The sequence below is a fragment of the Xanthomonas sp. 10-10 genome (assembly GCF_040182365.1).
Taxonomy (GTDB): Bacteria; Pseudomonadota; Gammaproteobacteria; order Xanthomonadales; family Xanthomonadaceae; genus Xanthomonas; species Xanthomonas arboricola_F.
Genome location: NZ_CP144460.1, coordinates 124525 through 147557 on the forward strand (window position 1 = coordinate 124525; position 23033 = coordinate 147557).

Sequence of the window (23033 nt, forward strand, 5' to 3'; positions counted from 1 at the left end):
TTCGCCGATACTGCAGAGCATTGGCGCAAAAGCGAGCAGGCGATGACGTACCGGGTGGTGGTGTTGGGCGGCTATGGGCACTTCGGTGCGCGCATCGTGCGGGCGCTGGCCGCGCTGCCGCACCTGCATGTCATTGCCGCCGGGCGTCATCCCGGCGCGATCGCGGCAACCTGGCCCGAGGCTGCGCCCGGTCGTATTTCCGCATGCCGGCTGGATAGCACTGCCGACGATTTCGCCACGCGCCTGGCAGCCACCGCAGCCGATGTGGTGGTGCACACCGCCGGGCCGTTCCAGGGCCAGGACCACGCAGTGGCGCGGTGCTGCCTGCAGGCAGGCATGCACTACATCGACCTGGCCGACGGCCGCGCGTTCGTGCGCGACTTCCCGGCCGCCTTGCATGCGCTGGCACAGCAGGCCGGCCGCGTGGCGATCAGCGGTGCCAGCACCTTGCCCGCGTTGTCCAGCGCGGTGGTGGATGCGCTGTTGCCGCGCTTCTCGACCCTGCATGCCATCGGCATGGTGATCGCGCCCGCGCAGGGCACGCCGCTGGGGCTGGCCACCGTACGCGCGGTGCTGTCGTACTGCGGCACGCCGTTTACCTGGTGGAGCGAGGGCCGCTGGCAGACCGTGGTGGGCTGGGCGGGGCCGCAGCGCGTGCAGTTCGCACAGCTGGCACCGCGCCTGGCATCGCCCTGCGATGTGCCCGACCACGACCTGCTGCCGCAGCGCTACCCCGGCGTGCGCAGCGTGCAGTTCCGCGCCGCGCTGGAGGTGACGTTCCTGCAGCGCTGCCTGGCCGCGCTGGCCTGGTTACGCCAGCGCGGCGTGCCGTTGCCGATGTCGCGCCTGGCGCAAGCGCTCGCACGTGCGGGGCGCTGGTTCGATCGCTTCGGCACCGACCTGGGCGGCATGCGCGTGGAGCTGGCCGGCGAGCGCGATGGACAGCCGCTCACCGTGCGTTGGGATCTCACCGCGGCGATGTTGCACGGACCGGAGATCCCCTGTTTTGCCGCGATCCTGCTGGTGCGCAAACTTGCGGCAGGGCAGGCGATGCCAAGCGGTGCGTACGCCTGCATGGGCCTGCTGACCTTGGCCGAGTTCGAGCAGGAATTCGACGCATGGCAGATGACCACCGAAGTGACGCAGACGTGGCAGTGACCGCCTGCCGCCAACCGCCAACCGCTCTCGCCACCCCACGCGTCACAAGGGCATCGGGACTGCACAGCGTCGAGTACGTAACGCTGTGCATGCGCTGGTGAGAGGCGACATCGCTTGCGTGCCGGCGGGCTTTGGCCGCACGAGGAGCGGCTTCCAGTGTCGTGCGGCAGGTACGCAACAAGCTGCCCTAGATGGCGTGTTTCAACCTCACACCTCCCGCACCGTCCGAAACGCCTCCATATCCGCAAACGTGCAAAAGTGAAACCGCGGGATGGTGATCGGGCCCGCTGCCGCCAGTCGCTTGAGCCAGTTGCCCACTGCGGCGCGATAGTCCGCCTGTTCTGCGCGATCGAGCGTCTGGCACAGGTAGGCCAGCGAGACATGAAACTGGAAATTGACGTAGTCCGGGCGCTGCAGGCGGGTCAGCGTCATCAGCGCCTGGCGCGCGGCTTCCAGGCGCTGTGCGGTCTGCGTATCGGCAGGGCGCAGCGGGATGAGCAGGTTGTCGTTGTTGCCGGTCCTGGCCGCAGCCGGATTCACCACAAAGCTGCACGCACCCAGCGGCGCCGCCGTGCGTTGCCTCAGCCGCGCAAGAAACTCCGCATGGATGTCGCTCAAGGCCACATTGCGCGCCAGGTCGCCTGGCCACGGCCCGCTTGCGCGGTCGATCTCGTTGACCCCGCCCAGCAGGGTTGCGTGATAACTGCTGGGCGGTAGCAGCGCGAACTTGTTCGCGAAGCCGTGCCCGGGTAGCTCGCGGTAGATATCCAGCACCCGGTCGAAACTGTCGTAGCCATCGCCCTGTTGCTGGAGATGGCCCAGAAACGTATTGCCGGCAAATGCCATCGGCCGGCGCGAGCGCAAGAACTTGCGCCCGAGATCCGGCGGCGGTGTGGCGCTTGATGCGGGCAAGGCCGAGCCCAGCAGCGAGGCGCCAGCGGCGGCCGCTACCAGGCGACGTCGGCTGATGCGTGTATCCAACAATGACGGCATGCGGCAATCCTTCAAATTCCATGTCAAGCCACGACATGCGCGATAACCCCGGCCACGTCGCAGTGCATTGGTGTGTATCGATAGCGGCGCTTGCGGCGAGCTGACGAACCGACAACGGCCGGCAGCGCAGCGCGGCGGCGATGACGCGCTGCACACGAGCCAGTGGGCAGGCCTGCAAGATGCCGGCAAACACCGCTGCAAATGGAACAGCCACGGCAAGCCTAGGACTGCCGGTAAAAACGCATATGACAACGCACCGTCTTTCGCCATGAACCCGCTGCCTTCTTCGCGAATGCGGCGACGCCTTCGTGTTGCAGCCTTTGGGGGCCCGGGCGAGCAGGTGGATGCAGGTGTCGTGTGGCCGGTCCATCCGAAGGCCGCCGATGAGACGACAACCCGACGCACCGCCGCGGCCTTGCGTCTTCCACATCCGGCGAACGTTGCGGAGGGACAGAGCGCTGGCCCTCGCACAACGAGCGATCGCACCTGCGCATGCCGATGCTGATCACCACGTTCGACACAACGCGCACGCGGCTGCGCTTCCATGAGAGGCGACAGAAGAGGGCGCCCCGGTGCCGGGCAAGCATTCACCCACGCACCGCATCGCCGATATCCGGATCCAACCCGATCCGACGCACCGCCAACGCGCCCGCGCTCGCCCAGAGGGCTACACCGACTCCATCAACGGAATCACTTCCCGGTCCTGCGCCTCCACCTCCACCAGCCGCTGCATCAGCAGCGACAGCGTCACCACGTCCTGGTGGTTGTGGTCGGCCACCCGGCGCAGGTTGCGCGCGCTGCCGCCGCGCAGATAGCTCAGCCATGCCGCCGGCGCTTCGGAGCCGGGCAGGTCGTCCTCGCGCACCACGCGCAGCAGCTGCCGCTCGATGGTGGAGAGCTTGCAGTTCTCCCAGGTGCCGCGATACCGGCGGCGGGTGGGGAACAACAGATCCACGTGATCCAACGCGGAAATCGGGTCGCCGCGTCGCGCCAGCCGGTACCGCGTCTTCAACAGCGGCGCGTCATAGCAGCGGCCGTTGTAGCTGGACAACACCGTGCGCGGCGTGAGCCAGGTACGGAACAGATCCAGCATGGTGCTCTCGGCGGCCATCGTGGACATCATCAGCTGGCGCACGCGCAGGCCGCTGCCTTGCACGGCATCGGTGCACCACTGCGCCACCCCGATCATGAAGGCGCGTGTGCCGGTACCGCCGGCAAGGCCGGTGGTTTCGGTATCGAAGAACAGCAGGTCCAGGGGGTCGACCGCGTCCTCGCGCTTGGCAAACGCCAGCGAGAGCGCTTGGCCGGGAATCGGCTGCGGCAGGAAGGCTTCGATCAGATGCAGGCCGGGTGCGATTTCGTCGCCCGGCAGCTGCCGATCGGTGGACGCCGCGCGTACTGGCGGATGCGTCGACACCGCACGTTCGCGCAGGCCGATCATCTTGCGCAAGCCGGCAATGTCGGTGCGTTGCTGCAGCGGCGGTGCCGTGGTTGTGTTGCGCGCTGCTGGCGAGCGGCTTGCGACATCTGTCTCCACGGCATCGATTGCCTCGACATCGACATCGACAGCGGATGACAACGCCGGCTTGTGGCGCACATCGTGCTCCACCCACGCAAACACCGATGCCTCGCGCGCAGGCGGTGCAGGGGTGGGCGACAGCAAGCCGCTGCGCGTAAACGTCGGGGCGGCGGTCTGTGCGCGCACATCATGCGAGCGGCCGGCCATGGCAGCATCGCGTGCAGGCGCTGTATTGCGAGCATGCGCGCGTGCAGCAGGTGACGCGGCGCTGGAGACCGCAGCACGCTGCGCACGCGTCGGTATCGCTGCATCGTCCTTGCGCGATGCAGGTGTCAGCCCGCCGACCTGACGGCGCAGCAGGCGCAGACGTTCCGCACTGACGCCCGAGGCGCTGCCAGGTGCAGGCGGTGCCTGGTCCTGCGTTGGCGGCGTCGCAATGTCGGCAGCCACGTGCGCACCGCTTGCATGCGTACCGCCTGAGATAGCGCCAACCGTCGCTGTCTCAACGGCTGCTCGCCTGAGCAATGCCGGCTGCGTCTGTGGCGCAGACGGCTTGGTCGCGCGCTCGCTCGCCCATGCCGGCGCCACAGCGTTCACGTCGCTCTGCGTGATCGTCGGCGTAGCAACGCGCAAGGCTTCAACACGGCGCGCTGCGTCCGCCTGACCTGGCTCATCCGACAACCGCAAGGCCGGCGTATATGCGGGCACATCGGCCGCAGCAGAGGTTGCGGCCGCTGGCACCATCGGCGCAGACGATGTGCCCGGCCTGGCTGCATCAACAGCTGTCTGCGGCATCTCACGCACAAGTGCGGCGTCGGCATCGTTCGCACGCGCCGCTGCTGCCCCTTGCAGTGCATCGCTGTCAGCAACCACCGCGGGCGCAGGCACATCCGCATGCCCCGCCTGCCGACGCAGCAAGCGCAGGCGCTCTGCACTCACGCTCATGCAAGCACGTCCAGCGCCAGGTCGTCGTCCACCTGGGTGGCATGGCGTAGCGGCGCATCGGCATCGAACAACAGCGCCAGTACCGTCAACGCCAGCGACTTGGGCGACTCGCCCTTACCTTCCTCGTGCGCGGCCAGCACCGGGCCCACGCAGGCCGGGCAGCCGGCGCTGCAATCGCACCGCCGCACCAGTTCGTCGGCGCGCTGCAGCAGCTCGGCCTGACGCAGCCACAGCGGCTCGCTCAGGCCCACCCCGCCGGGGAAGTTGTCGTACAGATACACCGTGGGCACGAAGGCCTGCTGCAGTTCCACCGCGTCGTGCTCGCCTTCCTCCACGCCGCGCAGTTGTCCACGCCCGGTCTGGTCGGCCACCGCAAACCATGCGCCGTCGCCATTGCCCACTGCCTTTTGCAGGTCGCGCGCGTCGGCCATCACTGCCACCGTGGCCACCACGTGCAGCGCATAGGCGGCACCTAAAAATCCATCCAGCGCATCCTGCTTGGACGCGAACGCCTTGCCCAGGGTGGCCTGCGGCAGCTGCCACCACACCGCAGTGGTGTGCAGTTCCTGGTCGGGCAGGTTGACCGGGCCGTAGCCGATGTTCTCGTGCGTGTAGTAGCGGATCTTCTTGTAGCCGGACACGCGCCGCACCACGTGCACCTCGCCATGGTGCGAATCGCCGCGCCCGGCCACGCCGCCATCGAAGCGGTCCAGCACCTTCAACTTGGTGTAGTCGATGCTGTCGGTGTAGTAGTCCACGTGGGTGTGCGTGACATAGGCCTTGCGGCCTTCCCAATCCAGCCGCTCCACCTGGTACGGGGTGCTCTGCACCATGTGGATGGCGCCTTCGTACAAGGTCAGTGCAGCGGCCGAGTAATCCACCTCGGCAATGATCTGCTGTTTGCCGTCGCTCTTGTCCACCACCACGAAGTTGCCGTCGGCCACCGAGCGCAGGCTCACTGCGTTGGCCGGGTAGCTGTCGGCGATCCATTCCCAGCGGTCGCCTTCCTGGTGGATCACTTCGCTCTCGGCCAAGGCTTCCAGGAACACCAGCGGGTCGATCGGCCCGAACGGCTCGCTGGCAATGAACGGCAATTCGAACGCCGCGCAGCGGATGTGGTCGAACAGGATCAGCGGCTGGTCCGGCGCGATGCGCGCATGCTCGGGCGAGGCATCGGCAAAGAAATCCGGATGCCGCACCACGTACTGGTCCAGCGGCTGCGAACTGGCCACCAGCACGCCCAGCGCCGGTTGCTGGCGGCGCCCGGCGCGGCCGAAGCGCTGCCAGGTCGCCGCCACGCTGCCGGGGTAACCGTTGAGGATCACCACATCCAGCGCGCCGATATCCACGCCCAGTTCCAATGCCGAAGTGGACACGATGCCGTCGATATTGCCGGCGCGCATCGCGCGCTCCACCTCGCGCCGCTCGGTGGGCAGGTAGCCGCCGCGGTAGGCACGGATCCGTGGCGGCTTGCGCGGGTCGTGGTCGAAGATGTCCTTCAGGTATTTGGTCAGCACTTCCACCATCAGGCGCGTCTGCGCAAACACCAGCGTCTTCAGGCCGGACTTGATCGCGATGCGCGCAATGCGGTTGCTCTGCGAGCGTGCGGAGGCGCGCAGGCCGAGATCGGCATTGACCACCGGCGGGTTCCACAGCAACACGTGCTTGTCGCCGGTTGGCGCGCCGGACTCGGTGATCGCATGCACCTGTTCCTCGATCAAGGCCTGCGCGTGCGCATGCGGGTTGCCGATGGTGGCCGAGCACAGGATGAACTGCGGGTTGGCACCATAGAACGCGCAGATGCGCTTGAGCCGGCGCAGCACGTTGGTGACGTGGCTGCCGAACACGCCGCGATAAGTGTGGATCTCGTCGATCACCACGTAGCGCAGGTTTTCGAAGAACTGCGCCCACTTGGTGTGATGCGGCAGGATCGCCTGGTGCAGCATGTCCGGGTTGCTCACCACGATGTCGCCATGCAGGCGGATCGCCTGGCGCGCATCGCCGGGCGTGTCGCCGTCGAAGGTGAAGGCCTTCACCCCCAGCTCGCCGGCGCGGTTCAATTCCAGCAACTCGGCCACCTGGTCCTGCGCCAACGCCTTGGTCGGGAACAGGTACAGCGCCTTGGCGCCGGAGCTCATCGCCGCGCTCACCACCGGCAGCGTGTAGCACAGCGACTTGCCCGAGGCGGTGGGCGTCACGATCGCTACATGCTCGCCGCGCTGAGTGGCCGCCCAGGCGTCGGCTTGGTGGCTGTAAAGCTGGCTGATGCCGCGCGCGCGCAAGGCATCGGCCAGCGCGGCCGGCACATCGGCGGGAATCGGCGCATAGCGGCCGTCGCGGCCGGGCAGGGTGAAGCTGCCGGTGATGCGGTCGTGGTAACGCCGTTCCAGGCGTTCGGTGAGCAGTGCGCCATCGCGGCTGGGCCGGCCATCGGTGGTGGCCAGCGCGCGTTCGGCGGTTTCGGTGCGGGGAGCGAGGGCAAACGGAGGCATACGGCGGCTCCCAAAGAGGGGCATGAGACAGGGGAGGTGTCTCAGGGTATGAGACCGGGGCCAAACCGGCGAGCCTGTGTCACTGAGCGGATTCAGCAAGCCGGGTATTCTGTTGCCCCCGCCGCGTCATCGTTGCCCTGCACGGCGTGGGCTCCCCCACCTTGAAGAACCGCCGTGCCCGTTCCCCCCAGTGTCACCGCTCCACACTACAAGACCCCCGCTGCCCGCCGTGCCGACGTGATCGTGCATGCCGCCGGCCTGTTCCTTGCCATCGTCGGTGGCGCCTGGATGGTGTGGCGTGCCCACGCCAACCAGACCATGTTGCTGGCCACCTGCGTGTATGCGCTGGGCCTGTTGACCATGTTCGCCTGCTCGGCGGCCTACAACTTCGCCCCGCCGCTGCGCCAACCGATGCTGCGCAAGTTCGACCATGCCGGCATCTTCGTGATGATCGCCGGCTCGTACACGCCGTTTTTTCTGGTCGCGCTCGATGGCAGCTGGCGCTGGGCCATGATCCTGACCGTCTGGAGCGTGGCGCTGTTCGGCGTGTTCGCCAAACTGTGCCTGCCCGGTATCGCCAAGGGCTTCTGGGTGGCGATCTACCTGCTGCTGGGTTGGGCCGGGATCGTGGTGGTCAACCAGATGATCGCCGGCCTGGACAGCGCGGTGCTGTGGCTCATCGTCGCCGGCGGCGCGTTCTACACGGTGGGCGTGACCTTCTACGTGCGCAAATCCATGGTCTACAACCGCGCCATCTGGCACGCCCACGTGCTGGGCGGCGCGCTGTCGCACTGGTATGCCATTTGGCTGTGCCTGCGGCCGGTGGTAGTTAACTGACGGCTGGTGTGAACTGCTGCTATTAAGTGCATTTTATAAGCGTATTCTACAAATAAAAATGGCAAAATTTAAAATGCAACCCCGAAACCGGGCCCCTCAAATTTTTGAGGAAAATAAACTGGTTTATACGCGACGGTGAGCAGTGTGATAAATATATCTTGGGTAGTGGAGAAGGGGGTGTATGGTCGAATTTTGGTTGAAGCAAATAAAAATTAAATTTTATTATGCTTGCCGAATGGGCTTCTATTTCTCAGAGCGGGGGGCAATGCAAAAGGTTGCTATGTGACCGGAGTGACCTAAATGGGTGAAAGTAAGGGAATTATCGCCGAAGGGCTAATGGGGAATGTTATGAATAAGCTAGTAAACATATTAGTAGCGTTTGTAATGATTTTTGCGTTAACATATTCGAAAGAAGCTTTCGCCCAACTTCAAATATGCACTAATAGTGCCGTGCCAGAAGGATACGTAAAAACTGCATTGCAGCGCGCTTCGAACTGTGGCTCAGGTCTGGCATGGGCAGTGGAATCACCGAGCGAAGGGAAGTTGATCTGCCGTAGCTCAAAGATACCTGATCCTTATGTAATTACTCCTTATGGAGACAACAATACGACGGTTTGTGGCGAGTCACGAGTACGTATCAATGCCGCCCGTAACAACATCACGATATGCTCTGACTCACCTATAGCTAAGAACTACGTGATAACAAACGTAAGTTCAGTTCCCCAAGGTTGCTTAGCGGGGCAATTTACAATCCAGCAGGCTCGTAATGGCATTCTGGGGTGCGGGAATAGCCCTACACCAGAGGGGTACGTCTTTACCTCAAACAGTGACTCATTGAATTGTGGTTCGCTACTTGGCACTACTCGGCGATATGAGCTGCCGCGAAACCAGATGCTGATTTGCGCTGACTCACCAGTGCCAAACGGGTATGTAATAACTCAGGCTTATAACAATAATGGCCAAACTTGCGATTTAGGGCAATATTTTATCCAGGTGCCCTACACCGGGATTGTGGTTTGCCCTGTATCTCCAATTCCAAGTGGGTGGTACCAATCTGGAACGACTACTACAAATTCATGCACTAGCAACTTTCCGTCCGGACTTGTCCTCGCGAAAAATCCATCTCCTCCAAGCCCGCCCCCTACAACGCCCCCGACTCCTACACCGACTCCTTCGGTATTTGGAGCTCTTATCGGCATTGGCAATAAATGCCTCGATGTTGAAGGTGGGGCTAAGTCAAACGGTGCATCAATTCAGCAATATTCTTGTAATGGTAATGAGCAACAAATTTGGTCACTTGAAGCTGGTTCGGGGTACTTGCGAAGCGTTCCAAGTCAGCGTGTACTTGATGTGGCAGGATACGGCACAGCGAATGGATCCATACTTCAACTATTTGACCAATTGGGCGGGAAGAATCAACAGTGGAATTTCACATTTGCATCAGTTGTTGGCATCAACGGGAAAGTCCTAGATGCCGTTAACGGCTCCAGCGCGAATGGTACTAAGCTGCAGCTATGGGATTGGTTGGGTAACACTCAACAGCGATGGAACTATGATCCAATCAGCGGCGAAATTCGTGGGGTTGGTGGGAAATGCCTAGATGTTGAAAATGGTTCTACGGCTGACGGTGCAAATGTCCAACTATGGGACTGCAATGGCTTTCCACAGCAAAAGTGGAGACTCGGTCGTAATGGCTCAGTGCAGTTTGGTGGTAAATGTTTAGAGGTAGCTAATGGTGAAGCAAATAATGGATCTCTGATTAGAATGTGGAGTTGCAACGCCGGCGCACATCAGCAGTGGCAGCTAATCGGAGAGCTTCGAAGCAATGCTAGCAACAAGTGTCTTGCCGATCCTGGCCGCGGCTCAGTGAATGGATCTAGGACATACATCTGGGAATGCACCGGAGATGCCAATCAAGTCTGGTCATATTCAGGATTTTAATCGGCGCTAGAGTTATTAAAATCTTAGATGGTGTGAGGGATGCCGAGCGCCATCTAAGACTGAAAAACTAGAATTTTCTATTTACTTCAAGTGAAACTTAGTATATTGCCGAGCTAAAAATTTGAATGAGCACTGGCGGTGTTCCACAAGAGAGGGAGTTATCAGTTATTCCACTGGATTATTTTTACGCACCTAACGCTGGAGTTACTCTTCATTTTCGCTTCGACCACCGCATTCGGCGCGATGCTGCCGGGGAGCACGAATATCCAATGCAGCGTGCCCTTTGCTTGCACGTTGTATTCGAAACCTACTGGCTTGCCGACTATGGCTGAACGCCCTCTATCAAGCTTTACCCACCTAGGCCTGCCTTTATAACTCTTGCGCTCCAGACTAGGCGCTGGCACTGAGGTACCGGGCGCGGTGCGCTCAGGGTTGGCGTGCCCCGCCGTTGTAGGCAAACAGCAGGCTGAGAAGTTCCCATCTTCCGAACGCAGAAGGTGACCTCTGCGCGCAGGGCGCCTCACCGCACCGGCACCCGCATGCCAATGCCCATGCCATACGCAGGCAGTCGCGCTTCCATCGGCGCGCGCCGCTGTACCCACATATCGCCCATCATCCGGTCCAGCCCGCGGTCAAGGCCGGTGACCATGCCTGCGCCCGGGGTAAAGGTGAGTTCGCCGAAGTACACCTGACCCTGCTGGATATACCAATCCACGCGCACGTAATCGAAGGCGTTTGCCAGCACCTTGCTCAATTCCAGCGCCTGTTCCAGCAGCGCCGGTGCGCACGGCGGTGAGCAGCCGTCGTCGCGGATGCGGTGGAACGGCGTGTGCAGGTTGTCGACAAAGAACGTCATCGACAGCTTCGGCGTATCGAAGCGGCCGTAGATCACCTGCAGCACGTAGTGGAACCGGCCATCCGGCTGCCGGAACATGTGGAACTTGTAATCCACCGGTACCTGTTGCGCGTCGCCGATGTACTGCTCCACCAGGATGCGCGGCGGGATGTTGTGGTAATGGATCTCGCGCTCCATGTCGGAGAAGTCGGTGCGCAGCCAGTGCTTGCACCGCGCCACGATGCGCTGCCGCTGCGCCGCATCCGGCTCATCGCGCACCACCTCCACCATGCTCGCGCCGTGATTGGCCTTGATCACCGTCTGCGCCCAGCGCGGCAGGCCCAGCAGATCGTCGGGGTTGGCGGTGTCCAGCAGCAGCGGGATCAGATGCGCCGTGCCGATCCGCGCCGCCACATACGGCCGCACCGTCACCTTGTCCGCCAGGCGCTGATACAGCGGGTAATCGCCGTGCACGCATTTGCGGTACAGCACTTTTTCGTTGAAGCAGGTGGGGTGGTACAGATTGGGCAGCCGCCCGAAGGTGTTCAGGAAATACAGCCGGTCCTGATGCCGCCATGGCAGCGTGCGCACCAGGCAACGCGCACCCTTGCGCAACAAGCGTTTGAGGGTAGGCCGGCTTGGTCTGGGGGCGGGCGCCTGCGGCAGGCGCAGCGGGCGGATGTCGCTAAACGGTGCCGCCAGACTGGGGAAAAACGCGGCCCACCCCCGGCCCACCACCGTACCCCGTGCTCCGATCAGTTGCGCCTGCAACCCCATCCCTTGATCGATCATGACAGTTCCCCCTCCGGCAATAAATGTGAATTGCGTCACATAAATATGTGACGTGATGCACGGTATACCTAAGAAGTGAGACGAGGATGGCAAAACGTCTCAATCGGCCTGATTGCGCAAAGGGATTGGCGGTTTACGCCTAAAGACACGCCGTCAACCGGGTAACCGGCCGCGACCGTTGTGCATTGCAAAAGCGATTCGGGCGGGCGGCCCGGTGCCCGGTGTTGGAGGTGTTGGATGGCGTGGGCGGGGCGGGCAGTGGGCGGGCAGCTGGCGCCAACGCCCAGGTTGAGGCCGCCTGCCCGGGCAAGGCCTCCGCGCGCGCGGTGCCCGCAGTGGTCTGTGCACGCGCGCGGGCGTGGCGGCAACCGGCTGGCGCTTCACTCAGGCCACGCCCGCCGCAGCCGTGGACCGTGCGGCGTACGCTATGCCCTCAGCCTCGGGCCGCAGGGAGTCTTTCACCCATGACGATCACCATCACTGCGTTCGAGCGCTCGCCCGATGGCGGCAGGGGTTTGGCCCGCGACACCCGCGTGCGCTGGGCATTGGAAGAAGCGGGCCAGCCCTATCAAGTGCGCCTGCTGCCGTTCGCCGCGCTCAGGCAACCGGCGCACCTGGCCCTGCACCCGTTCGGTCAGATCCCCACCTTCGAGCAGGATGGCTTGGCCTTGTTCGAAACCGGCGCCATCGTGCTGCACATCGCCCAGCGCCATCCCGGCTTGCTGCCGCACGACGACAACGCCCGTGCCCATGCCACCGCCTGGATGTTTGCCGCGCTCAACACCGTCGAGCCGCCGATGCTGGAGCTGGGCAACGCCCTGCTGCTGGAAGCGGACAAACCGTGGATGGCAGAGCGCTTGCCGCTGCTGCAAAAACGCATCAACCGCCGTCTGCAGCATCTGAGCGCCCATCTTGGCGACAGCGCCTGGCTGGAAGACGACTTCAGCGCCGGCGACCTGCTGATGATCTCGGTGTTGCTCCGCATCCGGCTCACCGGCCTGCTGGACGCGTTCCCGTCACTGCAGGCCTATGTCGCGCGCGGCGAAGGCCGCCCGGCCTATCAACGCGCCTTCGCAGCGCAGTGGGCGATCAACGGCGACGGTGGCGCACCGGCGTAATCGCATGCAGCGCTGCAGCGGTCTTGACCACGCAGTCGCTGCACGCCAAGGTGGGCACGCGTCAGCCAGGCGCAACGGCGGCGATGACCGGCAACTGCCGTCGTCACCGCATCCACAAGGAGAGTGAGTTGAAACCGACCTGCATCCTTTTCGCCGCGATCGTTGCAGTGGCCCTGGCCGGCTGCGGACGCGCACAGCAACAGACCGATGCTGCAGCAGCAGCCAGTGAGCCCGGCGGCAACGCAGCGGCGGCTGACCGCACCGCCGCATCAAGCGACCCCGTGCCGGCAGCGGTTACCCGTCCAGCGGCAACCGGCGCGGACACAACGCTCTACCTGTGCGAGCGTGGCGCACATGCCTGCCCGATCAGCAGCCCGTTGGTGGCCAACTCGCAGGCAGAAGCGCAGTGGCTGCTGACCCACGGTTACCCCTCGCAGGCCGAACGCGCGCGACTGGAGCGCATGGACCTGGCCCAGCTCAAGGCCGAATCGCAGGCGGGCAATCACGCGGCGACGGTGCTCTATGGCACCAGGACCGCGCTGAGCGGCCGCTTCCATCCGGGCCTGGCGATCCTGAGCAAGGCCGCAGCCACCGGAAACCTCTACGCCTACTACGGCCTGGCCGAGGTCTACGCCAGCGACACCGAACACAAGAATCTGGTGGATAGCGCGGCGTATCTGCGGCTGGCCTACCTGCTGGGCGATGGCAAGGCCTCCTCGGCGATCGCCGCGAAGGGGCTGAGCGGCGTCGAGAACGTCGCTGCCGACGAGCGCGCTGCAGGGCTGTACCAGACCTTCGCCAAGAACCGGCAACCGTCTCCACGGCCGCTGGAGTAAGAGCGGCTAACAACACGCCTGCGCCGCCGTCAGGCCGGCGCGGCCGATGCCCGGTGCGGCAGGTGCCACGCCTGCACTCCGGTTCCGAGTGCGCCGTCCACACCCCGCTGACGACGGCCCGCTACGTGCTGTTAGCCGCCCCAAGCGTCCCTCGATGCGGGCAGGCTGAGAGACGGGGGTCATCCACCCGGCGAGGGAGACAAGCGGAGCTCTCGCGCTCGCGTTGGTGTGCCTGCCGTGTTCGGACGATCAGCGTCCCGCAGTGAGTTGCGGGATCGCAGCAAATGCCCCGGCGCGTTTGCGAAGTGCGGTCCTCCATGTGAACAGGCCAAGAGTCGCATTTTCCGGGAGCACGCCAGATGCGTTGCGGGCAGCCTGGCAAGAGGCTGCCGCCAACGCAATCTGCGTGTACGCGGAGACTGCAGGCCTTGTACGCCCAGCCGATCCAGCTTCACGGCCTTGGTCTGCGTCGGCCATCTGGATCCGGGCTTGGCCGCGACCATCCTGATCATTAGCCTGCCCTGCGGACTGTCACGCACCACCGCGGCCTGCGCGCCCGCCACACTGCCGAACGTCCGCCTCACCAGACCTGTACGCGCTCCTGATCGGTGCGCACCATCGCATCGCCCGCCTTGCACGAGAACGCCTTGGCGTACTGCGGCATGTTGGACGGCCCGGCGTTGACGCGTACCACGCTGGGCGGATGCGGGTCGGCATTGAGTGCCTTTACCTGGGCTTCTTCGCGGCGCGCATTGCGATACAGCCGGGCCCAGTTGATGAAGAAGCGTTGCTCGGGCGTGTAGCCGTCGATGGCGACATTGCGCTCGGGGTGTTGTTGCAGATCCAGCATCAGCGCGTCGTAGGCGATGGTGACCCCGGTGAAGTCGGCGATGCTTTCGCCCAGCACCAGCTGCCCGTTGACGGGCAGGTCCGGCCTGCTCTTGAGCGGCACGTAGCGGCTCATCTGCTGCTTGATCCTGCCGGTGCGCGCGTCGAACGCGGCAACATCCGCGGGCAACCACCAGTTGCGGGTGGCGCCGATGGCATCGAACTGCCTGCCCTCGTCATCGAAGGCATGGCTGATCTCGTGACCGATCATGCCGCCGATTCCGCCATAGTTGAGGCCATCGTCCGCCGTTGCCGCAAACAGCGGCGGCTGCAGGATCACCGCGGGAAAGTAGATGCTGTTTTCGCGCGGATAGTAGAAGGCATTCACCGTCTGCGGGGCCACGTCATCCCAGTGCGTCCGGTCTACCGGCTTGCCGATCCTGGCCATGTTTTGGCGATGATTGAAGGCGGCGGCCCGCTCGATGTTCTGCAGATAAGTGCCCGTGTCCAGCCGCAGGCCCGACCAATCCTGCCAGGTGTCCGGATACCCGATCTTCGGCATCATCTGGGCCAGCTTGTCCAATGCCTTGGCCTTGGTCGTAGCGCTCAGCCAGTCGGCGCGCGCGATGCGCAGCTTCATGGCGGCGCGCACGTTCTCCACCAGCGCCAGCGCCTGCTGCTTGGAGGCCGGGGGGAATTTTTGGGCAACATACAGCTGGCCCATCGCCTCGGCGATCGTCGTGTTCAATGCATCGATCACCTGCTTCCAGCGCGGCGGCTGCACCTGCCGGCCCTCCAGCGTCTTCGAGTAAAAAGCGAAGCGATTCTCGACGAAGGGTTTGCTCAGTGCCGGCGCTGCGGTGTCGATGACATGAAAGCGCAGATAGGCCTGCCACTGCGCCACCGGAACGGTCTGCAACAGCCCATCGAATGTCTTGAAGAATGCGAGCTGGGAGAGCGCAAGGCCCTTCTCGCCGTTGACACCCTGCGCTGCCATGAAGCGGTCCCAGGCAAAGTGCGGCGTCAGCGCATTGGCCTGCGCGGTGGTGAGCCAGTGATACATGTTCTTCGGCTCGCGCTGCTCGGCCGGCGTGAGCAGTGCGGCGGCCAGGCGGCTCTCCAATTGCAGCACCTGCTTGGCCTGTGCGGCTGCTTGCGCGGCCGGTATGCCAGCTAATACGAACGACTGCTGCACGTACGCAAGGTAGGCCTCGCGGATGGGTGCGTACTGCGCATCCACATAATAATTTTTTGCGGGCAGGGTCATGCCCTGGACCAAGGCATAGCCCACCATCTTCGACACATCCTGCGCGTCGGGCTGGGCAATGAACTGGAACACCACGCTGTCGCCCTCGGCGTGGCGTTGGGTGATGAAGCCGGCAATGTCGCCCGCGTTCTTCAAGGCATCGATCGCCGCCATCCGCTGCTGGATGGGCGCCGCGCCCAGGCGCTCGATGCCCGCCTCGTCCATGCCCGAGGCGTAGAACGTCCTGACCAGCTGCTCCACCGAGCCGCTGGCCGGTTGCGCCTTCAGCAAGGCCTCTGCAATGGCGTGCTGATCCCGATAGCTGGCGTTGTAAACGTCATACGAGGTGCCGATGCCCACCTCGTCGTCGGGGATGCCCCTGGCCAGCGCCTTGCCATTGGCAAAGGCATTCAGATCCTGGCAGGCGTCGGCACCTGGATCCAGTTCGTTGATATCCAGTGCCGGTGCCGCCGCAGTGGCTGCCGCCGCAGGCGTGGGTGCGGTGGGCGCGGTCGCTTGCTCGCTGGCTTGCTTGCAACCGCTCAATGCCATGAAGGTTGCAAGCGCGAGACTGTGTCTGCTCAACATGGGCGTGGCAGCCGTGCATGGGGAAGGTGCCGCGAGCTTAGGCGAGCCCTGCGCGCAGGCTGCGCGCGGGCGAACAAAGTTGAGTATTCCCGCGCCCGCAACGGCACACGCGTGCAGGAAAGCGAAGCGCCGGCGGCGCACCGGCACTGGCACCACCGCAGCGCGGGTGTCGCTAGCGGTTGAGCTGCGGAATCTTTGCAAACGCCTCGGCAATGAAATCCATGAACACCAGCGCGCGCTTGGGCACCAGCCGGTTGGCGGCGTAGACAATCTGCATCGGCGCCGGCGGCGGCGCAAAGGCATCCAGCACGGTCTGCAGCTCGCCCGAGGCCAGGCCTTGCTCGTACAGCCACGCCGGACCCAGGCCGATGCCGAGCCCGGCGCTGACCGCCGCGCGCGCTGCCTCGGGCGAATTGACCCGGAACCGGCCGGACACCGGCACGTCGGTATCGCGGAAACGCCAGCTCGCCCCGGTGCTGAGCAGCGTGTACAGCACGCAGTCGTGGTGGCGCAGGTCCTCGGGCACGGCCGGCACCCCGCGCCTGTCCAGGTAGGCGCGGCTGGCCACCGTCACCCGCGTGAACGCGCCGATGCGGCGTGCGCGCAGCGCGCTGCTGTCCAGGTGGCCGATGCGGATGGCCAGCTCCGCGCCTTCGTCGAGCAGGTTCACGTAGCGGTCGTTGATCTGCAGGTCCAGCTCCAGTGCCGGAAACCGCTGCAAGAACGCCGGCACCAGCGGCAGCACGAAGGTGTGCGACAACGCCGTGGGGCAGGCCACCCGCAGCAGCCCGGAGGGCTGCACATCGTCGCGCAGCGCCATTTCAGACTCGCCCACCGCATCCAGGATGCGGCGCACCTCCGCGTAATAGCGCTCGCCCTCCGGGGTGAGCACCAGCTTGCGGGTGGAGCGGTTGAGCAGCCGGGTCTGCAGGTGCTGCTCCAGCGCCGCCACATGCCGGCTGACGTTGGGCTGGCCCAGCCCCAGGTCGCGCCCGGCGGCGGAAAAGCTGCCCGTCTCTACCGCGCGGGCAAAGCAGGTCATCAGCAGAAACCGGTCCATGCGTCCTCGATTCATGCGCACAGCGCATGAAGGTTATGTTCCCGCAGGATCTTATAGCAGCAGGCGCATGGGGCGAAGATGCCGCATCGAAGGCCGCCATGCGGCGGCCGGGCACCGCACCATCAGGAGCACACCATGTCACGTCTTGCAGGCAAACGTACCCTCATCACCGGCGGCACCACCGGCATTGGCCTGGAAACCGCCAGGCAGTTCCTCGCCGAAGGCGCCCGCGTCATCGTCACCGGCGTCAACCCCGAGTCCATCGCCAAGGCCCAGGCCATCCTGGGGCCGGACGTGCCGGTGCTGCGCGCCGACTCGGCCAGCGTTGCCGCCCAGCAGGAGCTGGCGCAGGCGGTGCAGGCCCATTACGGCCAGCTGGATGTCGTCTTCCTCAATGCTGGCGTCTCGGTCTGGGTGCCGATCGAAGAGTGGACCGAGCAGGCCTTCGACGCCTCCTTCGCCATCAACGTCAAGGGCCCGTACTTCCTGCTGCAGGCGCTGCTGCCGGTGCTGGCCAACCCCGCCTCGGTGGTGCTCAACACCTCCGTCAACGTGCATGCCGGCATGGCCCGCTCGTCGGTGTATGCCGCCACCAAGGCCGCCTTCCTCAGCATGACCAAGACGCTGTCCAGCGAACTGCTGGGCCGCGGCATCCGCGTCAACGCCGTCAGCCCCGGCCCGGTGGAAACCCCGCTGTACGACAAGCTCGGCGTGCCCGACGCCTACCGTGCAAAGCTCAACGAGGAAATCGCCGCCAGCATCCCGATGGGCCGCTTCGGTACCCCGGAAGAGGTGGCCAAGGCCGTGCTGTACCTGGCCTCGGACGAATCCAGCTGGACGGTGGGGTCGGAAATCGTGGTCGACGGCGGGCGCCTGCTCAACGGCTGAGCCTGGCGGCCCCCGCCAGGCGTCGGCAGGCGGCGCGCATCGCCGCCCTGCCGGCACCCACCTGCGCCTGCGCATCGCCATGCACCGGTTGCATGGCGAGGCGCAGGCGTTTTCTGCCATGCAGGCAAGGCCGGCCCACGGCTGCCCTGGCACCCCCCTTTCGCAACGCGAGCCATTGCCCATGCCCAACACCCTCACCCTGATCAGCCACCCGCTGTGCCCGTTCGTGCAGCGCGCCGCCATCGTGCTGCTGGAACACGCTGTCGCCTTCGAGCGCGTGGATATCGACCTGCACGCCAAGCCGGACTGGTTCCTGGCCCTGTCGCCCACCGGCAAGGTGCCGCTGCTGCGCATCGGCCAGCCGGACGGCAGCGTGGCCACCCTGTTCGAGAGCGCGGTGATCTGCGACTACCTCGACGAGACCAGCGGCAGCACCAGCCTGTACCCGCGCGACCCGCTGCAACGTGCGCAGCAACGCGCCTGGATCGAGTTTGCCGCGCCCACCTTTGCCGACGCCTGGCAGTTCCTCAATGCCAGCGACCAGGCCAGCGCCGACACCGCCAGCGCCGCCTTCCGCGGCAAGCTGCAAAAGCTCGAGCAGGCGCTGGGCCAGGGCCCGTATTTCGCCGGCCCCACGTTCGGCATGGTCGATGTGGTGTTCGCCCCGCTGCTGCGCTACTTCGGCCTGCTGCCCGCCGATGTCTGTGCACCCATCTTTGAAGGGCTGCCGCGCATCGGCGCATGGCGCGCCGCCCTGGCCGCCAGGCCCAGCGTCATCGGCGCGGCGGCGCAGGACTACGCGAGCCGCTTCCAGCAGCATCTGCACAAACAGCGCGCCCTGCTGGCAGAGGCGGTGCGTGTGCCGGCGTAAGCAGCCAAAGCCAACGTGCAGGGCTGGCCGCGTCGCATGCCTGCCCTAGCAACTAACCCTCAGTGCCATCAGTGCCAAGGGCTTGCCAGGCCTGAGCCGCAACCTGCGGAGTCACCCGCTGCGTCAGCCACCAGAACAACAGCGTAAGCGCGCTGATCAGCGCGCCCAGCAGGCACACACCTTGCCAGCCCGCATGGGCATAGGTGACGGTGGTGCCGATGGCACCCAGCCCGCTGCCGACCGCATAGAACAGCATGTAGAGGCCCACCATCCGGCTGTGGGCTTCGGGGCGCGTGCGGAAGATCAGGCTCTGGTTGGTGACATGCAGCGCCTGGCCACCCAGGTCGAGCAGCACGATGCCGATCACCAGCGCCCACAACGACCATTCCATCAGCGACAGCGGCCACCAAGCCAGCAGCAGTACGGCCAGCGCCGCTGCGCTGGTGCGCTGGGCATGGCCACGGTCGGCCCACTGCCCGGCACGTGCGGCCGCCAAGGCGCCCACCACACCGACCAAGCCAAATGCACCGATGACGGTGTGCGAATAGCTGTACGGCGGCGCGCTTAACGGAAGCACCAGCGCGCTCCAGAAGATGTTGAACGCGGCAAACATCAACAGCGCCAGCATGCCGCGCACTTGCAGCACCTTTTCTTTCCGCAGCAGCGTCAGCATGGAGGCGATCAGACGCGGGTAAGGCATGGGATTGGCTGCCAACGGCAAAGCTGGCAGCCGCCGCCACAGCGGCAGCGCGATCACCAGCATCAGCACGGCGGCGCAGAAGTACACGCCGCGCCAACCCGCCAGATCGCTGACGCCCCCTGCGAACACGCGCGCGAGCAGCAGACCGATGAACACGCCACTCTGCGCCGTACCGACAACCCGCCCTTGTTCATGGGGCGCGGCAGCACTGGCCGCATAGGCGATCAGCCCCTGGGTCATCGCCGTGCCCAGCAGCCCCACCGCCAGCATGCCCGCCAGCAGGACAGATGCAGACTGCGCCATGCCGACCGTCGCCAATGCCACCACCAGGCCCAGCAGTTGCACCGCCATCAACCGGCGACGATCTACCCGATCCCCCAGTGGCACCAGCAACAGCAGAGCCAGGGCGCAGCCGCTCTGGGTGGCCGTCACCACGCCTCCCACGGCGGCATGACTGATGTGGAAGTCGCGGGCCAGCGCATCCAGCAGGGGTTGTGCGTAGTACACATTCGCCACGCTCACGCCACTGGCGGCGGCAAACAGCAGCACCAGGCCGCGCGGCATCTCGGCAGTTCGGGATGATTTCATGCGCCACGATCCATGCAATCTGGTTTCAAAACAAAACTCATTGAAGGCTAGGGCACGTAGTTTTAAAATGCAACCAGAAATTCTGGATGTTGCTATCTGTCTGGAGAAGTCATGCCGCGCCGTCCTATCAACGACGAACCCTGTCCCGTTGCGCGCGCCGTCAATGTGGTCGGGGATCGCTGGTCGCTGCTGATCGTGCGCGATGCGTTCGATGGCACGCGCCGCTTCAGCGACTTTCAGCGCAGCCTGGGCATGGCGCGCAACATCCTGTCTGACCGTCTTCGCAAGCTGGTAGAGCAGGGCATTCTCGAAACCCAGGATGCCTCGGATGGCACGGCCTATCAGGAATACGTGCTGACGCCGCAGGGCGAGAGCCTGTTTCCCGTAGTGGTAGCGCTGCGCCAGTGGGGGGAGCAGCACCTGTTTGCACCTGGCGAACGCCATTCGGTGCTGATCGACAAGCGTACGCGCAAGCCGATTGCGCGCATGGCGCCACAGGCCAACGATGGTTCCGTGCTGTTGCCTGCCGCGACCGAAGTGCGGAAAGTGAAGTAAGGAGAAATGCGCCTAGCAGTGATAGCTACGATCAGCCCACGACAAAAAGCGCAGCCCATGGGCTGCGCTTTCCCTTTCAAGGCTGTCTTGTGGCGGACCGGGGATATGGATGATGAGACCTTGCCTGCTGCGACGCTCCCGCACTTTCCCCCCGCGAAGCCCCTATACGGCGCCTAGCTCGAAAAGCGGCAGGAGCACATAGAGGCCGAAATCTCGCATAACGTGTTGCCTGGCGTGATTACTTCGATGTAAGTGCGGGGCCAGGCGATTTCCACCGGTACAGGAAGCTCCGAGTAGCCGCCACCGCTTATCTGGCAGGCTGCGCATGGGCCCTGCAGGCATCGAAGCGGCGAGGATGGGGGGATGCCTTCGCCGCGCCGCAGCCACCTGGCGCATGCGCATCCCTACCCCGCCTCCAGCGCGGAACGACGTTGCGGCGCAATGCGGCTGAGCCAATACTGTGCAGGTCTTCTTTCAGCAGAGCGCCATGCGCGCCTTCTTTCTCTATGTTGCAGCGCCTTCGATTCTGCTGTCGGCGTTGGCAACCGCCCACGCAGCCCCGGCCGCTGAGTTATGCGAGGTCTTGCGCGCCTTTGTCCGTGCAGTACAGCCGGGACAGACACGCAGCTTTGCGTTCCGCACCTCGTGGGGAACCAACTTCAAGCATGCGCAAGAGCAGGCGCTTTCCGCCAAACGGTGTGAGCACAGTGGAGACCCCGCCGCGCAGGCCGTCTGCGCCTACCTGATGCAGCATGGGCAAACAGAGTTTGCAGACGCCACGGTAATGGACTCGGTGTCCTGCCTATCGAGCGGCACCACATTTGATAGCAGCCTGAGACTGCATAGCGCCGAGCTGTCCTTTCGTCATGAGGCCATCAACGCAGGCGCGACGGTCACAGTCACCTTTGGCGAAGATACGGAACAGGGCGGCATGGTGTTTCGACTTCAGTCAGAAGGCGACTAGCGCCGCCCGAGATGTCCTTAAAGGACGAAGGCCCGACGGTAATTGCCGGGTATCGATGGGAATGTTGTTGGGATATGGACGTATACACCGCTGTCGCCGGACTCTAGGCAAGCAATGTGAGGGATGCGGCGCGAGCAAGGCGGACTCGTGCGCAAGGCTCTAGGCCCGAAATTACGACGTAAACCAAAGCCTTGTCGAGCAGGTCTGTCAGAGGAAAAGTCATTTCCAGGCCTAAGCTATCGCGTGCCCTAGAGGCGTAGTGGTGGGCGAATCTGTCGCTGCAACTACATGGAATGAAGTAAGTTGCCGTGAGCAAAGCCAAAGCCCTACATTTTCTACAGAACAAGTTTATTAATTCGGAGAATATGAATGCCGCGTCAGCTCACAACATCCGAGCAGCTTGCTCATAGTACTGTTCGTATTGAATGCGTTCTATCGAATGGACAGATAGGAACAGGGTCTGGGTTTTTCTTTAACTTTTTGAAGGAAGGAGAACGATCCGTGCCGGCAATTGTTACCAACAAACATGTCGTTTCTGGGGCGGAAGCCGGCGTTATCTACGTAACTAGAAAAGATGCCAATGGCGATCCGTTAATGAGAGAATATATAGAAATTAAGATAGACCGCTTTGAAGAAAGATGGTTGCTTCATCCTAATCACGATGTAGATCTTTGTATCCTGCCAATCGCTGGACTAATTGAAGAAATGGAACGGGCGGGTCATCTTCTTTTTTTTAGAACACTGGACGAATCACTAATTCCGAGCAAAGAAGAGTTGGACGATCTAGGTGCTCTTGAAGATGTAATTATGCTGGGATATCCAAACGGTATATGGGATAGCGTAAATAATATGCCGATAATTAGAAGGGGGGTTACTGCAACACATCCTAATTTAGACTATGAGGGCAGAGGTGAATTCATGATCGACGCTGCGTGTTTTCCTGGTTCAAGTGGATCCCCTGTATTGCTTTACAACGATGGACACTGGAATCAACGAGACGGTAATGTAATGATGGGAGGGCTGCGGATCAAATTGCTAGGTCTTTTATACGCTGGCCCGCAGCATACAGCTTCAGGCGAAATCGAGATTGTAAATGTACCGACTCAACAGCGTGCTATCTCTATATCTCGAATTCCTAATAATCTGGGGCTAATCATAAAGGCGTCGCGAATTATGGAGATGGAAGCCGTACTGCGAGATCTGATGCGAACTGCCAAATGATATTGCTTTGCTCGGACCATGCCGGGGAATATTGGTGGTTCGAAAGCGGATGAGTACC

Annotated in this window: 17 protein-coding genes and 1 other RNA gene; 11 read left to right on the forward strand and 7 right to left on the reverse strand. The window is 63.5% G+C overall.

What is annotated here, in order from left to right:
* Positions 1-42: 42 nt before the first annotated feature.
* On the forward strand, positions 43-1158 hold the full coding sequence (locus VZ068_RS00475) for a saccharopine dehydrogenase NADP-binding domain-containing protein (RefSeq protein WP_259159136.1): 1116 nt from the start codon (positions 43-45) through the stop codon (positions 1156-1158).
* A gap of 207 nt (positions 1159-1365) precedes the next feature.
* Here the strand turns inward: VZ068_RS00475 and VZ068_RS00480 are convergent, their stop codons facing one another.
* The 3 genes from VZ068_RS00480 to VZ068_RS00490 all read right to left on the reverse strand — a co-directional run bounded on the left by VZ068_RS00480 (position 1366) and on the right by VZ068_RS00490 (position 7107).
* Entirely contained in the window at positions 1366-2151 is a 786-nt protein-coding gene (locus VZ068_RS00480; RefSeq protein ID WP_349656536.1) for a DUF1868 domain-containing protein, read from the reverse strand.
* 667 nt (positions 2152-2818) lie between these two features.
* Positions 2819-4615 carry a ribonuclease H-like domain-containing protein gene (locus VZ068_RS00485; RefSeq protein ID WP_349656537.1) on the reverse strand — a complete coding sequence of 599 codons (1797 nt, stop codon included), beginning with the start codon at positions 4613-4615 and terminating at the stop codon, positions 2819-2821.
* Positions 4612-7107, reverse strand: coding sequence for a DEAD/DEAH box helicase (locus VZ068_RS00490; RefSeq protein WP_349656538.1), 2496 nt, complete (start codon positions 7105-7107; stop codon positions 4612-4614). The genes VZ068_RS00485 and VZ068_RS00490 overlap by 4 nt, the downstream gene beginning before the upstream one ends.
* 174 nt (positions 7108-7281) lie before the next feature.
* Between VZ068_RS00490 and VZ068_RS00495 the strand changes: the two genes are divergently transcribed.
* The gene (locus tag VZ068_RS00495) at positions 7282-7944 is read left to right on the forward strand and encodes a hemolysin III family protein (RefSeq protein WP_349656539.1); all 663 of its coding nucleotides are present in this window, start codon (positions 7282-7284) and stop codon (positions 7942-7944) included.
* Positions 7945-8244: 300 nt separating this feature from the next.
* On the forward strand, positions 8245-9885 hold the full coding sequence (locus tag VZ068_RS00500; protein ID WP_259166608.1) for a ricin-type beta-trefoil lectin domain protein: 1641 nt from the start codon (positions 8245-8247) through the stop codon (positions 9883-9885).
* 520 nt (positions 9886-10405) lie between these two features.
* Here the strand turns inward: VZ068_RS00500 and VZ068_RS00505 are convergent.
* Positions 10406-11512 carry an ATP-grasp fold amidoligase family protein gene (locus tag VZ068_RS00505; protein WP_349656540.1) on the reverse strand — a complete coding sequence of 369 codons (1107 nt, stop codon included), beginning with the start codon at positions 11510-11512 and terminating at the stop codon, positions 10406-10408.
* Positions 11513-11976: 464 nt separating this feature from the next.
* On the opposite strand from VZ068_RS00505, the gene VZ068_RS00510 reads away from it, so the two are divergent.
* The 3 genes from VZ068_RS00510 (at position 11977) to VZ068_RS00520 (ending at position 13603) form a co-directional block, all read left to right on the forward strand.
* On the forward strand, positions 11977-12630 hold the full coding sequence (locus VZ068_RS00510) for a glutathione S-transferase family protein (protein ID WP_349656541.1): 654 nt from the start codon (positions 11977-11979) through the stop codon (positions 12628-12630).
* 23 nt (positions 12631-12653) lie between these two features.
* Entirely contained in the window at positions 12654-13466 is an 813-nt protein-coding gene (locus tag VZ068_RS00515; protein ID WP_349656542.1) for a hypothetical protein, read from the forward strand.
* A 60-nt stretch (positions 13467-13526) separates the two neighbouring features.
* A non-coding RNA gene (locus tag VZ068_RS00520) (sX9 sRNA) lies at positions 13527-13603 on the forward strand.
* Between the two features lie 443 nt (positions 13604-14046).
* Here the strand turns inward: VZ068_RS00520 and VZ068_RS00525 are convergent.
* Positions 14047-16128 carry a M13 family metallopeptidase gene (locus VZ068_RS00525; protein ID WP_349656543.1) on the reverse strand — a complete coding sequence of 694 codons (2082 nt, stop codon included), beginning with the start codon at positions 16126-16128 and terminating at the stop codon, positions 14047-14049.
* Positions 16129-16300: 172 nt separating this feature from the next.
* Positions 16301-17188, reverse strand: a complete 888-nt coding sequence (locus tag VZ068_RS00530) for a LysR family transcriptional regulator (protein ID WP_104585934.1) — start codon at positions 17186-17188, stop codon at positions 16301-16303.
* A 135-nt stretch (positions 17189-17323) separates the two neighbouring features.
* Here VZ068_RS00530 and VZ068_RS00535 point away from each other — a divergent pair, with 135 nt between their 5' ends.
* Together VZ068_RS00535 and VZ068_RS00540 are read left to right on the forward strand one after the other, a co-directional pair.
* A complete protein-coding gene (locus VZ068_RS00535; RefSeq protein WP_349656544.1) occupies positions 17324-18076 on the forward strand; it encodes an SDR family oxidoreductase in 753 nt (250 codons plus the stop codon).
* Between the two features lie 181 nt (positions 18077-18257).
* Positions 18258-18947, forward strand: a complete 690-nt coding sequence (locus VZ068_RS00540) for a glutathione S-transferase family protein (protein ID WP_349656545.1) — start codon at positions 18258-18260, stop codon at positions 18945-18947.
* 52 nt (positions 18948-18999) lie between these two features.
* Here the strand turns inward: VZ068_RS00540 and VZ068_RS00545 are convergent, their stop codons facing one another.
* Positions 19000-20235, reverse strand: coding sequence for an MFS transporter (locus VZ068_RS00545; RefSeq protein WP_349656546.1), 1236 nt, complete (start codon positions 20233-20235; stop codon positions 19000-19002).
* 111 nt (positions 20236-20346) lie between these two features.
* On the opposite strand from VZ068_RS00545, the gene VZ068_RS00550 reads away from it, so the two are divergent.
* The 3 genes from VZ068_RS00550 (at position 20347) to VZ068_RS00560 (ending at position 22975) form a co-directional block, all read left to right on the forward strand.
* The gene (locus tag VZ068_RS00550) at positions 20347-20790 is read left to right on the forward strand and encodes a helix-turn-helix domain-containing protein (protein WP_349656547.1); all 444 of its coding nucleotides are present in this window, start codon (positions 20347-20349) and stop codon (positions 20788-20790) included.
* A 487-nt stretch (positions 20791-21277) separates the two neighbouring features.
* Entirely contained in the window at positions 21278-21754 is a 477-nt protein-coding gene (locus tag VZ068_RS00555) for a hypothetical protein (RefSeq protein WP_349656548.1), read from the forward strand.
* Between the two features lie 369 nt (positions 21755-22123).
* Positions 22124-22975, forward strand: coding sequence for a serine protease (locus tag VZ068_RS00560; protein WP_349656549.1), 852 nt, complete (start codon positions 22124-22126; stop codon positions 22973-22975).
* The last annotated feature ends 58 nt before the right edge of the window (positions 22976-23033 follow it).

What these genes read in the sequence shown, in the direction of transcription:
- VZ068_RS00475 (WP_259159136.1), top strand. Translation starts at nt 43, where the DNA reads ATGACGTACCGGGTGGTGGTGTTGGGCGGCTATGGGCACTTCGGTGCG.
- VZ068_RS00480 (WP_349656536.1), bottom strand. Translation starts at nt 2,151, where the DNA reads ATGCCGTCATTGTTGGATACACGCATCAGCCGACGTCGCCTGGTAGCG.
- VZ068_RS00485 (WP_349656537.1), bottom strand. Translation starts at nt 4,615, where the DNA reads ATGAGCGTGAGTGCAGAGCGCCTGCGCTTGCTGCGTCGGCAGGCGGGG.
- VZ068_RS00490 (WP_349656538.1), bottom strand. Translation starts at nt 7,107, where the DNA reads ATGCCTCCGTTTGCCCTCGCTCCCCGCACCGAAACCGCCGAACGCGCG.
- VZ068_RS00500 (WP_259166608.1), top strand. Translation starts at nt 8,245, where the DNA reads ATGGGTGAAAGTAAGGGAATTATCGCCGAAGGGCTAATGGGGAATGTT.
- VZ068_RS00505 (WP_349656540.1), bottom strand. Translation starts at nt 11,512, where the DNA reads ATGATCGATCAAGGGATGGGGTTGCAGGCGCAACTGATCGGAGCACGG.
- VZ068_RS00510 (WP_349656541.1), top strand. Translation starts at nt 11,977, where the DNA reads ATGACGATCACCATCACTGCGTTCGAGCGCTCGCCCGATGGCGGCAGG.
- VZ068_RS00525 (WP_349656543.1), bottom strand. Translation starts at nt 16,128, where the DNA reads ATGTTGAGCAGACACAGTCTCGCGCTTGCAACCTTCATGGCATTGAGC.
- VZ068_RS00530 (WP_104585934.1), bottom strand. Translation starts at nt 17,188, where the DNA reads ATGGACCGGTTTCTGCTGATGACCTGCTTTGCCCGCGCGGTAGAGACG.
- VZ068_RS00535 (WP_349656544.1), top strand. Translation starts at nt 17,324, where the DNA reads ATGTCACGTCTTGCAGGCAAACGTACCCTCATCACCGGCGGCACCACC.
- VZ068_RS00540 (WP_349656545.1), top strand. Translation starts at nt 18,258, where the DNA reads ATGCCCAACACCCTCACCCTGATCAGCCACCCGCTGTGCCCGTTCGTG.
- VZ068_RS00545 (WP_349656546.1), bottom strand. Translation starts at nt 20,235, where the DNA reads ATGAAATCATCCCGAACTGCCGAGATGCCGCGCGGCCTGGTGCTGCTG.
- VZ068_RS00550 (WP_349656547.1), top strand. Translation starts at nt 20,347, where the DNA reads ATGCCGCGCCGTCCTATCAACGACGAACCCTGTCCCGTTGCGCGCGCC.
- VZ068_RS00555 (WP_349656548.1), top strand. Translation starts at nt 21,278, where the DNA reads ATGCGCGCCTTCTTTCTCTATGTTGCAGCGCCTTCGATTCTGCTGTCG.
- VZ068_RS00560 (WP_349656549.1), top strand. Translation starts at nt 22,124, where the DNA reads ATGCCGCGTCAGCTCACAACATCCGAGCAGCTTGCTCATAGTACTGTT.